We start from the raw sequence: 11,898 nt of genomic DNA, 5'->3' as shown, positions 1-11,898 counted from the left end.
GTAACCTCCAATGTTGAAGCTTTTGCATGAAAGAAAGAGTCTTGCGGTTACTCACATATAGGATGTCAATTTCCGCTTGTAATATGCTTCGCGACGGCGAAAAGCCCCGGTTATCTCTCCCGGGGCTTTTGTTATTTACATCGTCTTTGATCTCGGCGGTTCACGCTTGGTGAAGCCAATCCTCATCGCTCCGAAATCTATGGGCACATCTTCGGTTTCTCCATGGGAATCCGGTATTTATGATTCCAGTTCGTCCTTTAACCATTTGAAGCGTTCATAAAGCATCTCATGCGGATTTATATTTTTGGATGAAGCGGCTTTGGCCGCGAAGCTGGCGAAATTTAACCCCGCGCCAAATATCTGCAGCGCCCCGTCAGCGAGATTTCCTCTTTTGAGTTGTTGGATGCCGTCCTCCATAAAATTGTTGCTCTCGTCCAGATGGCAGTCCGCTATGTATTTTTCCCCTTCGTGAAACAATGTAAGGTTTTCTATAATTTGATTGGCTGTTTTTTCTGAAATGTCCGCCTCCATTTCAATCAGCATGTCATTAATCGGGGCGACCAGTTTTCCATACAAGCTGTCATATTGCCGGCAGGAAGCTGCTATTTTTTCTCTTAATTCTTTGTCGTTCATTCGTTTCACTCCTAGAATGAATAATATGGATGCACGGACAGCGAACGGCGGATCGGAAAAATCCTCCGATGGTGCTTAGCGGCCCTTTCCCGATTGCCGGGGTGGTATATACAGTATACGCCGGATTCAAGTGGAACAGCCCTGCAGAATGAGCAGGGCCGATATGAAAGGTAACCATGAGCACAATCGGAGGATACAGCCATGTTATTAGTAAATAAAGGCTTTGGAAACGATAACGAGCAAAATAAAGAGAACCAAGATTACACCTGTTGAAGTCCAGAGACCCCCAACTCCACCTACTCCGCTCATTCGAACAACCTCCTTTCATTTGATACTCCATGATATTGGAAGGACGGCCCGTTTGACTTGGCTATCCCCCAGATCAACAAAATTAGGCTGCGCCTGCCGGAGTTGGGTCAGAGGTGTTCATGTTTATTGGACTATCTTCAATCCGTTCTCGAGCTCCTCAACCTGGACGAATAAGGCTCTTTCATTGCCATGCGGCGTATCCGGGTAGTGCGTGCAAATCCATAATTGGTTGTTAAAATCGCGGAAAAGACTGGAGTGCCCGGCATTGCGATCCATCAGCAGCTCCTTGTCGTGACTCCACGGGCCCTCCATTGAACCGGTTGCGGAACGCGCAACCGCGACCGTATATCCGCCGAAGCCTTTGTCGCCGTAGCCCGCCACCGAGTAGCTGGACCACAGCATTATCAGTTCGCCGTTACGGGCCTGATACATGAACGGCGCATCGGTCAAGTATCCTTGCTTCTCGATGCGCGGATCGTCGAACAGACGAATCCATTCCATGTCGGCGGCGTTTAGAATCGTTACCGTTTCTCCATAAGAGGAGGTTAAGTCTTTTGTAAGACGAATCGCCTTGATTTTGCCTTCATAAAGTTCTGTCCACTCGTGACAAAAGACGATCCAGCGCTGTCCCTCTCCATCCTCGTAGTAGGTTCCGTCCAAGCATTCCCAATCGCGGGGCGTCACGGGGCCGTCGCTATGCGGCCGGTATGGTCCGGCAGGATGATCGGCTACAAGTATGCCGGTCCCCCGGTGTTCGCCGATGCCGCCCTTGCACGTGGCGAACATATAATATTTCCCGTCCACCTCGAACACTTCCGGAGCCCAATAATGGCGCACTCCCCAGAATCCTTTTGGCGGTTGAAACGCAATATAAGGACCTGTCCAATGCCGCAAATCGCTGCTTTCATAGACTTCAAACACAGGATCGATATCCCCGCAGCCATCGGCGAACGTCGTGCCGAACAAATAATATTTCCCCTCCCTCTGATAAGGAAAGACAAACGGGTCCCTAACATGAATCTGATCCGTTGTTACCGTTTTTATCGTCCGAAATCCCTTTTCCATCGTATCGATCAGCTCTCCTTCCCCCTTATTGCTCGACAATCTCTTGATTCCACATCTCATGGATTTTCCGGATTTCGTTCAAATCGCATTTGGGCTTCCGGTCATAGGTTAACAGCCCGTTGATCTCCTGCTCCACGTCCGTCAGCTGCGTATAGCAGAAGCCATGGATCACGCGGGAAGCGTAGACGGCCTCGATCACTCTCCGGTATTCCTGCACGAAGTCCCGCTCATTGCTCACGGAAGTATAGCCCCACCCCTCGCCGGCGCCAATCTTGTAGGCAATTCCCCCGAACTCCGTCAACAGGATCGGTTCGCCTTGATGGGCAAAGCCGTTCGCATAGATTCGGCGCTTGGCCGACTGAGCCTGCAAAATTTGTTCTTTGGCGGCAAGGGATTGTTTGTAATACTCGTATTTCTCCGGTTCCTCCTGCCCGCCATGAGAATAGTTATGAATCGCGCAAATATCGGTTGTCGTCTGCTCCCAACCGTCATTCGAAATGACGAGCCGCGTCGTATCCAAAGAATGAAGCAAATGATACATCGCCAAGCTGTGATGCTGCTGCTGTTCACAGCTCTGGACCATCGGAATTCCCCAGCTCTCATTGATCGGCACCCAGGCGATGATGGAAGGATGGTTATAGTCTCTGTCCACGATGCCGATCCATTCTCGAGTTAATCGGGCTACCGCGCTCTCGCTGAAGGAGGCCGCCGCGGCGCATTCGCCCCACACGATAAATCCCAATACATCCGCCCAATACAAGAAGCGCGGATCCTCCACTTTTTGATGCTTGCGGCAGCCGTTGAAGCCCATTTGCTTCGCCAATTCGATATCCTTCTTCAAATCGTCGTCGCTCGGCGCCGTCAATAATCCCTGCGGCCAATACCCTTGATCGAGCACCAGCTTCTGGTAATAAGGCTTGTTATTCAAATAAACCATACCGTTTTCGGTATGAACTTTTCTCATGCCAAAGTAAGATTCCACGCGATCGAGCACATCGTCACCCTGCTTCAGTTCGAAGGTAACGTCGAACAGATTCGGCGTTTCCGGCGTCCAGGTCCAGCCCATGTGATGAAATGGCGTTCTGAAAATATGACGGTTGAATAAATCAATCGCTCTCTTCGTATAAGCGGATTGCAGCTGGATGCGATCCGCCGCGATCAGCTCGCCTTTGAACGAGATCCGGAGGTCAACTGTTTTTCCCCGGTAATCGCCCTCCACTTCCCATTCCAGCGTTACCTCTCCTTGATCGACATTCGGGTGATATTTCACCGTTCCGATTCTTGTCGCATGAACGGCTTCAAGCCATACGGTCTGCCAGATTCCCGTCGTGCGCGTATACCAGATCGCGTCCGGGCGCTCCAGCCAGTACTGCTTCCCGCGGGGGATCGTCTCGTCGGCGGACGGATCTTCGACCCGAACCGTCACCTCTTCCGTTCCCCAAGTCAATTCATCGGTAATATCGAAGTGAAAAGGAACGCTGCCGCCCTCATGCATCCCTACGTATTGGCCGTTGACATAGACCCAGGCGCGATAGTCGACGGCTCCGAAATGCAGCAAAACGCGCTTGCCCTGCCAGGCCTCGTCAACCGTAAATGTTCTGCGGTACCATACGACATCGTGGAACGAAGGATCGTGTATGCCTCTTAACTGGGTCTGATAGGCAAACGGAACCTCGATCTCCCGGTTAAAAAATTGCTCGTTATTGTACCATTGCTGGGCGGTGCCCACATTTTCATCGTCGAACGCGAACTGCCATGTTCCGTTCAGATTTTCCCATTCTTTTCGCACAAATTGCGGTCTTGGATACTCGGTTCGATATGCCATAATAACTCCACTCCCGTTCTCTTTATTTTATCCCTGAGTTGGTAACGCCCTTGACGAAGTATTTATTGGTGAACACGAAGATCAGGATCGCCGGCAGCGTGGCGATGACGGTCGATGCCATCATCTTGGCCGGATTCACGAAATTGGAGCCTTGAATCAAGCTCGCTATCCCGACCGTAATCGTTTTCATCTCGGTGGAGCTGACCACGAGCGAGGGCCATAAATAGTCGTTATAAATTCCCAAAAAGGTAATGACCGACAACGTCGTTACAACCGGGCGAATGGCCGGAAAAATAACGTTGGTTAATATTTTCCATTGCGAAGCGCCATCGAGAAACGCGGCCTCTTCCAGCTCTTTAGGAAACGGCAGCAAGAAATTATAAACGAGAAAAACGCCCATCGTACCGGCTGAATAAGGGAAAATGAGGGGTACGAATGTATCGAGCAAATGAAACGATTTAAATAAGTAGAACGCCGGGAACAGCGTGACGATTCCGGGAATCGTCAATGCGCCGACAACCGCGGCCAACAACAATTTCTTGCCGGGAAACTGCAATCTTGCCAAGGAATAGGCAGCCAGCACATCGACGAATACGACCAGCAAGGTGCCGGCGAGTGTGACGATAGCCGTATTCAAAATCCACAGCAGCATCGGCGAATTTTGCGCATCGCTCATAATCCCTGCATAGTTTTCCGCCGTCCATTGCTTGGGCAGCAGGGCGGAGCTGGACATCGCTTCCCCGAGTGTTTTGAAGGAAGTGAAGATCATCCACAGAATGGGTAGCAAAAATAATAGTCCTAATATGGTAGCGGCGATAAAATTGATGATTTTCCCCTTTTTTTTCACGAGGCCCACCCCTTGCTCATTGATTCCGATAGGACAGCCAGTACTGCGCCCCGGTCACGAACATCATAATCAATCCCATCAGGATGGCCATCGCCGATCCGATGCCAAGCTGGTTCATATCGAATACCGTCTGTTGAATGTTCATGATGAGAGAGCTTGTCGATTGCTCCGGACCGCCGGCCGTAATCAGCTTCGTCTGCCCGTACAGGTTGAACGAAGCGATGACCGTGGTAATCATAATAAAGATGCTAATATTGCGGATTTCGGGAAACGTGACGTACCAGAACTTTTTGAATGCTCCGGCCCCGTCCAAGCCAGCCGCTTCATAGAGCTGCTCGTCCACTTCGTCAATCGCATTCAGGAACAGCATCATGTTAAAGCCTATCGTCCACCATATCGTTGTAATCAAAATCGTGATCCAGGCGTACGGCTGCGAGTTGAGCCATAATATCGGCTGGTCCATTCCGGCCGACATGAGCACATTATTGACGAACCCGCCGTTGCCGTTGAACAGCCATAAAAAGATCGCGGAGACGGCGGTTACCGAGACGGAATAGGACATGAAAAACACGGTCCGATAAACGGTCTTCCAGCGGTTCGGCAAGTAATTAATGATTAAAGCGAGCCCCAAGCTCACCAATACTAATGGCGGAACGCTTAGCAGGACGAAAATGAATGTATTCTTCAGCCCATTGATAAACAGCTTGTTGTAAATCGTGCCTGAAGTAAGAATCGCCTTGTAGTTGTCCAAGCCGACGAACCCATTGTTGCCGCTGGCGATGTTCCATTTGAACAAACTGATAAAGATGCCGTATACGAGCGGCGCCAGCCAGAAAAGAATGAAGCATAATACAAACGGCAGCACAAACAGGAGAGCCCATCGTCTGGATTTCACGGAGTAGTACATAGGTTCCTCCTTATCATTGCGATATTGAGGGCTCTGCCCCCCGTTGCCATCCGGAGCGGGAACAGGCAGAGCCGCATAATCATTTCCTTATATCGCCGGGAACGGCTCGGCCTTACGGCTGCGTGGCCGCGATTTGCTTCGCATTTTCCGTTGCCGTGTCGAGTTCCTGCATGAGTTCGTCTTTGCTTAGGTTTTCGGTAAGCACGACTTTACTGAATACTTTTTCGTTCATGTAGCGCATTTGTTCTCCGAATTGGTATACTTGCGGAGCTTTGACATAGGTTTCGAATTGCTGCTGGTTCGCATAGGACAATGGATATTTGTCTTGATTCTCTTCGATGTATTTCATCGTTGCCGCATGCGCCGGAGCTTGTCCCGCTTCCGCCCAATGGATTACATTTTCCGTCGTGAACATGTACTTCAAATATTCCGCGATCCCGTCGAGGACGTTGTCGTCCTTGACGCCGGCAGGCAAAGCGATAATATGGCCGTTGCCATAGACCGCTTGTTGTGCCCCCAACTGTGGCACCGGGCCGATCCCCAGCTTGTCGCCGAATTTATCGTTGGCCGCGCCGTAGAACCAAGGGCCCGTCATCGCGACGGCAGTCTGGACGGACGCATTCGCGTCCTGCGCTTCCTTCATGAAGGCCTGGAACTCTCCGTCCAGTCCAAGTCCCGCCGGGGAGAGCTTGTCCTTCCATATCATGTCATGGAATGTCAGGAGAGCGTCGGCAAATGCAGGCTGGTTAAAGTTCAAATAATTATCCTGCTGCAATTGAATGCCGTTCTGCGCGGCGATCGTCATGATATAAAATTCGACAATCCCGCTGGACGGAACGCCGGTCGCAAATAAATTTTTATCTTTCGCTTGCAATTCCTCGTTGAGCGCCGCCAAATCGGCGTAGGTTTGCGGCACCTCCGAGACAAGCTCCTTGTTGTAGAACATCGTAAGCGGATGGATATCGAGCGGAAGACCGTACATTTTGCCGTCCAGCCGCGCCAAGTCCGCAGCGGCCGGATGGAAGTCGCTTTCTTGCAGGCCCGCCTTCTCCATGACCGGCGTGATATCCTGAATCATGCCGTCCATTTTGTACGTTTGCAAATTATTCGCATGGATGACAACCAAATCATAATTGCCGGATTTGAACTTCGTATAATGGTCCTTCTCCTGCATCTCTTTAATGAAATATTTATCTTGGGAGCTGTTGAAGCCGTCCGTAATTTTTTTCATGTAACCTCCGTCCCCGCCCGTAAATCCGTTAAGGAACGTAATGGTCGTCCTGCCGTTCGCTCCGGAAGACTCGCCATCCTTGCCGGCCTCACCGCAACCAGCCGTGATGACCGCTAGAATGAGAAGCGCACTCAACCATTTCATTTTTTTCATCGATAACCACCCCTTCATTCAAACTGATTCTCGTAGTAAATTCTCATCTGCAAATCGGTTTCATAGTTTCCGAACTTTTTGCCGAACAAATTGATCCCGCCGTCATTTTCAGCATCCGGCTTGACGCCGACACGGACCGTAATATAAGGCGTGTCGTCCGCTTCCAGATCCTTGATCTGCACTTCGGAAATTTTTCTTCCGTCGATGAACGACCCGTCCCCATTCGTGCTCCACGTCTTGAGCAGGCCGTACTGCGTATTTTCGCTGCCCCACCAATACGGAGTAAGCAGTCCGCGTTCTCCGCCGAAATCGCCGGGACTTGTCCAGGTCCCCAACTCCTTTCCGTTAATCCATAAAGTTATATCTGAAGGCCAATCCAGGTTATGGAGCGGCGCTTCCGAACAAACCTCCATCGTCAGTTCCAAACGCAGAATCTTCGTGCCTCGCGGGGCACGATTCGGAAAGCGGTATTCCAAATATCCTTTTTTAAACCAGATCAGCTGAGCATCGATACGCTCCGGTTCAAAAAACGACCGCGGCTCGTCCATTTCGCCGATAATCGATTTTTCGCTCAACATGCCGCATGTCGGCTGCACATCGGAATCGACGTAATGGCCAATCGGTACCGCAACGATGGCGCAAGACTCGGATGGCGCCGGGTTGAAATACGCAAAATCGACGACAATCCGGCTGAAGACGGCGGCGCAAACTTTTTGGGTCCCTCTCGTTCCCGGAACCATTTCCGTCTTGATCAATCCCGCATCCTCCAATTTTTTGATGTTTACGGCGGCGGTCGATGCGGGAATATTGAACTTCTCGGATATTTCCCCGACGTTCATTGGCCTGGCGAGCAAGCTTTTAAACATTTCGATTCTCAACTCGGTCGAAAGCGCTTTCGCAATGTGGATAAAATCATCAATATTTGTTGTTAATATTCGGTTTAATTTCGTGTGATCGGTAAAATCCACTTCAATACTCATCTTTTTCAGACCTCAATTCATTTATGTAGTTTAATGAGGTTCCCGTAGAGCAATCATTTTATATTTAATTAATATGATACACCCGGGATCTTATTTACCTCAATAAATATTGTTTGAAAGCCATTTCATCATAACGGATTTCAACTTATTTTGCAATATAAAATCTTGCCCTCTCCGTTTCATTGCGTATGGCCCTTGGAACTTAAACGTTTTATTTCCAATATCCTGGCATTGAGCCTGCCCTCCCCGGTTTATATAATGCAGGAGAAGGGAGGAAAAGCATGAAGAAACTGATTTTGCCTTTTTTGGCGGTTATCCTTTGTCTGTCGTCCTTCATTCCCGCGGCATCGGCCGCACCTACACTCCAGCAAGGAAGCTACAGCGGGGATGTGTGGGATTTGCAATTTCGTCTGCAAATACTGGATTACTACCGACAGCCTTTGGACGGAGTATTCGGTTCTCATACAGCCCAGGCCGTGCGCCGTTTTCAACAGGACTATGGTCTGAAGGCGGACGGCATCGCCGGCCCGAATACGTGGCAAGCGTTGAAGCGGGTCTCCGTCAATGCCGACGAATTGAAGATGCTCGCCCGCACGGTCTATAGCGAAGCCCGCGGCGAGCCGTACACCGGACAAGTCGCGGTGGCGGCTGTCGTGATGAACCGTCTGCAATCGCCGCACTTTCCGAATACGGTAGCGGGCGTCATCTTCCAGCCGCAAGCGTTCACGGCCGTGGATGACGGCCAATATTGGCTGGAGCCGGACAGTACGGCTTATGCGGCCGCTTGGGAAGCGGTGCGGGGATGGGACCCGACGAACGGGGCGCTTTATTATTTCAATCCGGCCACCGCCACGTCCAAGTGGATCTGGTCGCGCCAGCAGACCGGCAAAATCGGCAATCATATTTTTGCCATCTAAGCTCGAGGCAGGGGGTGTCTCACAGGCACTGCAAAATGATGGAGATGACGAGTTAACAGAGAATGTGGATCCGGGAAAAACGGCGGCGCAAACTGGTGGAAGATGGATGAAGCAGTGAAATGCTGCGTGGATGCATCAATTTCTGCTCTTTAAGCCGCGATTTGATGAAGTTCCTGCAAAATTACATGATGTTCATCGATTTTTGTCTTTTATCGATTGGATAGTCAGAAATTGATGCCGTTTTGCATTATTCCCTGTAACGGAGTACACGCCATAAAGGAAAGCTGCCGTTTTGCAGTTTTCGGCGAGTCGAGCTTTGAGAATCAGGGGGGCGATCTCACTGTAGTTAAATGCTACTTTTGGGACACCCCCTGTTGTCGTCTCGCTGGTGACCGCCTATCTGGCATCGACCATGTCCTTGTCCTATCGAAAGAGCCGGTTCGCATGATCGCAATCGCCCCACAGACGCGGATCCGCCCGCCTTATTTTTACCTCCGCCCACTTTGCCCGCCGTCATGCTCATGACGCCGGCTGAGCGCATACAGTAGAGGAAAGGAGGGAATATAGTTGCCGTCTTACCGCATCATTGTCGATTTGTCGGATCGCATGCTGTACTTGCTGGACGGAAACCGTGTCGTGCGCGGCTACCCCATCGGCATCGGCAAGATGGTCACCCGCACGCCGACGGGAGAATTTACGATTATCAACAAGCAGTCTAATCCCGGCGGACCTTACGGCGCCTTATGGATGGGCCTGTCCAAGCCGCATTACGGCATACACGGAACCAACGATCCGTCTTCCATCGGCAGAGAAGTATCCCGGGGGTGCATCCGGATGCATAATGCCGATGTCCTGCAGTTGTCTTCCTATGTTCCCGTTAATACCCGCGTCACGATACGGCCGTGATCCCGGGATCCTGTGGCCTCTCCCCCCGCCCGAACGGCAGAGCCGAAGAGACGATCTTCGGCTCCATTACGCTAGAGATCCCGCTTTATCAGCAGACGATCGCGAATCACCGCCGCCACTGCCCTCACGAATCGGCTCGTTCAACATAGACAGCGCTGCCTGCCTGGAAAAAGCACAAAAAAAAAGCGCGCCTGTTCCCGGCGCGCCCGGATGCATTCACTCATCCCACATCCAGCCCCGGACGAATTGGCCGGAGCTTACCCTTAATTAGTATATAAACCCGCGGGATACGATAACCAGCAAAATAAAGAGAACGAGAATGACACCTGTCGAAGTCCAGAGACCGCCAACGCCATAACCGCGATCTTCAACTACATCGCTCATTTGTTATCCTCCTTTTCATCGAAGATACAATGTAATGTATTATCGGCCTCCCCGATCGGACTCCGTTAAACGCCTAACTCTGCATACAAAAAAGCCGCCGTTGCCCGGCGGCTCTCTATTGACAGCACAGTTATAACAGATAGGGTTCTGTCAGACCGTACTCTTCTTCCATATGTTGAATCCATTCCTCCAGCTCGCTTAATTGCTCATAGACACGCACGGTAATGGATGAACCGTTCGCCGTGTCCCGATAGAGGACGACAGGGCTGCCCTGGGTAATTCGCGCTCGAGCCCGGCTGTAAATGGCGTCGATGTGCTCCCAATCGCCCTGCTGATAAGCGCCACCAATTTGGTTGAGATTGATCGTGAATTGCTCCATGCTCTATCCCCTCCTTGTGATGGGTATGCCTTTCCTTCTTAGTATACCCAAGGTTGCCCGATTTGTAACCATTTGGCACCCGATTTTAGGAGAATTTTATAAATTCGCCCCTGCGCTCGCATGCGCATCGGTTGCGGATGCGGGTATACTATAGAATAGAAACAGGCTGGCCCCGGCTTGCCGGGCCTGTCCGGAAGAAAGGAGTGCGCGCGATGCCTTCCATGCCGAAGCTGCTGATCGGGGCAGGGATTGTCCTAATCGTCGTCGGATTATTATGGGCCGGATTGGGCCGCTGGATTCCGTTCGGCCGCCTGCCGGGCGATATCGTGATCAAAAACGGCGGCTCTACTTTTTATTTTCCGATCGTCACCTGCATCATTATCAGTATCGTCGGATCGCTGCTGCTGGCGCTTTTTCGCAAATAAAAAACGCAACGCTCCCTACATGACTCCGTAGGTCCCGAAGCTGGCGCTCCCGTGATCGGTCTGCGACCATCTCCGGTAGGCCGCGATATATTCCGCAATGATTCCGGTCGAGAGCGACGCATATACTTCTCCGATGGCCCGGCCGGAGTCATGGAACGGCTCCAGCCCGTCGATGGTGAGCACCCCGTAACTGCCGAGCGGCAAACACATCAATGCCTGGTAGGGACTTTTGGAGTCTGTATTCCGCTCCCAATCCTCATCCTTCGTCACGTCCGCGATCTGTACGATCGCCTTCTTGCGGTAGGATCTTCCGGCGACGGAGCGATCGACATGGAGCTGGCGCTCGCCGACATAATGCTTCGGGAAGCCCGCCGAGGCGAAGCGCAGCGTCAGCATCTGATCCGCATGCAGCCAGATGCCGCAGCGATGATGCCCCCCCCGCCTTCAGCTTCATATCGACGGCCAGTATATCCAGCATCCGCTGGAGCAGAAAGGACGCTTCCGTCAGGACGGCATACGGATCCGCGATCGCCCGAATATCGTTCAGCGCATCCATGAACGGCTTGACGTCGCGCAGCGCCGACAGCGTCTGCTGGGCGGTATGCTCATGCAGCATCTGGGCGCTCCGCAATTCATCCATCCGCAGCTGAATATCCTGCATCCGATCGTCGCGGCGCATGACGTCGGCGATCATATCGCTAAGCTTTTTATTGATGTAGAGCGTCTTCACGAAATAAAAAATCATGCCTGCGGCAATGACGACCGCGAAAACTTGATACGCCCACGGAGGCAGCTTATCCAACATTGACTTCATTAACCCTTCCATGCGTCGTCCTCCCTGCATTATGCCTTTGACACAAGCCTATGAAAAAAATTGGACGAACATGCATTCCGCCCCCGATATCGCGCAAAAAAAAGACCCGTCCGGTCCCTCCCC

Annotated in this window: 15 protein-coding genes; 3 read left to right on the top strand and 12 right to left on the bottom strand. The window is 51.6% G+C overall.

What is annotated here, in order from left to right; genetic code table 11:
• Nucleotides 1-237: 237 nt before the first annotated feature.
• The 8 genes from OCY70_RS04655 to OCY70_RS04620 all read right to left on the bottom strand — a co-directional run bounded on the left by OCY70_RS04655 (nt 238) and on the right by OCY70_RS04620 (nt 7,950).
• Nucleotides 238-633 carry a hypothetical protein gene (locus OCY70_RS04655; protein WP_213426698.1) on the bottom strand — a complete coding sequence of 132 codons (396 nt, stop codon included), beginning with the start codon at nt 631-633 and terminating at the stop codon, nt 238-240.
• A gap of 207 nt (nt 634-840) precedes the next feature.
• A complete protein-coding gene (locus OCY70_RS04650; RefSeq protein WP_006675335.1) occupies nt 841-942 on the bottom strand; it encodes a hypothetical protein in 102 nt (33 codons plus the stop codon).
• Between the two features lie 123 nt (nt 943-1,065).
• Nucleotides 1,066-2,007 (bottom strand): glycoside hydrolase family 43 protein, encoded by a 942-nt coding sequence (locus OCY70_RS04645; RefSeq protein ID WP_213426697.1) that lies wholly within the window; start codon nt 2,005-2,007, stop codon nt 1,066-1,068.
• Nucleotides 2,008-2,032: 25 nt separating this feature from the next.
• Nucleotides 2,033-3,832: a glycoside hydrolase family 2 protein gene (locus tag OCY70_RS04640; RefSeq protein WP_213426696.1), complete on the bottom strand. Its 1,800-nt coding sequence runs from the start codon at nt 3,830-3,832 to the stop codon at nt 2,033-2,035.
• 22 nt (nt 3,833-3,854) lie between these two features.
• Nucleotides 3,855-4,679, bottom strand: a complete 825-nt coding sequence (locus tag OCY70_RS04635) for a carbohydrate ABC transporter permease (protein WP_249724580.1) — start codon at nt 4,677-4,679, stop codon at nt 3,855-3,857.
• Between the two features lie 16 nt (nt 4,680-4,695).
• Nucleotides 4,696-5,586, bottom strand: coding sequence for a carbohydrate ABC transporter permease (locus OCY70_RS04630; RefSeq protein WP_213426694.1), 891 nt, complete (start codon nt 5,584-5,586; stop codon nt 4,696-4,698).
• 112 nt (nt 5,587-5,698) lie between these two features.
• Nucleotides 5,699-6,970 carry an ABC transporter substrate-binding protein gene (locus OCY70_RS04625; RefSeq protein WP_213426693.1) on the bottom strand — a complete coding sequence of 424 codons (1,272 nt, stop codon included), beginning with the start codon at nt 6,968-6,970 and terminating at the stop codon, nt 5,699-5,701.
• A 14-nt stretch (nt 6,971-6,984) separates the two neighbouring features.
• Nucleotides 6,985-7,950 carry an ArsR/SmtB family transcription factor gene (locus tag OCY70_RS04620; protein ID WP_213426692.1) on the bottom strand — a complete coding sequence of 322 codons (966 nt, stop codon included), beginning with the start codon at nt 7,948-7,950 and terminating at the stop codon, nt 6,985-6,987.
• Nucleotides 7,951-8,231: 281 nt separating this feature from the next.
• On the opposite strand from OCY70_RS04620, the gene sleB reads away from it, so the two are divergent.
• Both sleB and OCY70_RS04610 read left to right on the top strand, forming a co-directional pair.
• Complete coding sequence (gene sleB / locus OCY70_RS04615) at nt 8,232-8,867, top strand: spore cortex-lytic enzyme (RefSeq protein ID WP_213426691.1); 636 nt, start codon at nt 8,232-8,234, stop codon at nt 8,865-8,867.
• A 567-nt stretch (nt 8,868-9,434) separates the two neighbouring features.
• Nucleotides 9,435-9,773: a L,D-transpeptidase gene (locus tag OCY70_RS04610; protein WP_213426690.1), complete on the top strand. Its 339-nt coding sequence runs from the start codon at nt 9,435-9,437 to the stop codon at nt 9,771-9,773.
• 267 nt (nt 9,774-10,040) lie between these two features.
• On the opposite strand, the gene OCY70_RS04605 is transcribed toward OCY70_RS04610, so the two are convergent.
• Complete coding sequence (locus OCY70_RS04605; protein ID WP_213426689.1) at nt 10,041-10,157, bottom strand: sporulation protein YjcZ; 117 nt, start codon at nt 10,155-10,157, stop codon at nt 10,041-10,043.
• Nucleotides 10,158-10,287: 130 nt separating this feature from the next.
• A complete protein-coding gene (locus OCY70_RS04600) occupies nt 10,288-10,536 on the bottom strand; it encodes a hydrogenase maturation factor (RefSeq protein ID WP_197258751.1) in 249 nt (82 codons plus the stop codon).
• Nucleotides 10,537-10,748: 212 nt separating this feature from the next.
• Here OCY70_RS04600 and OCY70_RS04595 point away from each other — a divergent pair, with 212 nt between their 5' ends.
• On the top strand, nt 10,749-10,961 hold the full coding sequence (locus tag OCY70_RS04595; RefSeq protein WP_213426688.1) for a DUF2905 domain-containing protein: 213 nt from the start codon (nt 10,749-10,751) through the stop codon (nt 10,959-10,961).
• A 15-nt stretch (nt 10,962-10,976) separates the two neighbouring features.
• Here the strand turns inward: OCY70_RS04595 and OCY70_RS04590 are convergent, their stop codons facing one another.
• Nucleotides 10,977-11,231, bottom strand: coding sequence for a hypothetical protein (locus tag OCY70_RS04590; protein ID WP_249724578.1), 255 nt, complete (start codon nt 11,229-11,231; stop codon nt 10,977-10,979).
• On the bottom strand, nt 11,218-11,787 hold the full coding sequence (locus OCY70_RS04585; RefSeq protein WP_249724576.1) for a hypothetical protein: 570 nt from the start codon (nt 11,785-11,787) through the stop codon (nt 11,218-11,220). The genes OCY70_RS04590 and OCY70_RS04585 overlap by 14 nt, the downstream gene beginning before the upstream one ends.
• Nucleotides 11,788-11,898: the final 111 nt, after the last annotated feature.

This window comes from Paenibacillus melissococcoides, assembly GCA_944800085.1.
In the GTDB taxonomy this organism is placed as follows: Bacteria; Bacillota; Bacilli; order Paenibacillales; family Paenibacillaceae; genus Paenibacillus_B; species Paenibacillus_B melissococcoides.
This window is presented reverse-complemented; position numbering and strand designations above follow the sequence as displayed.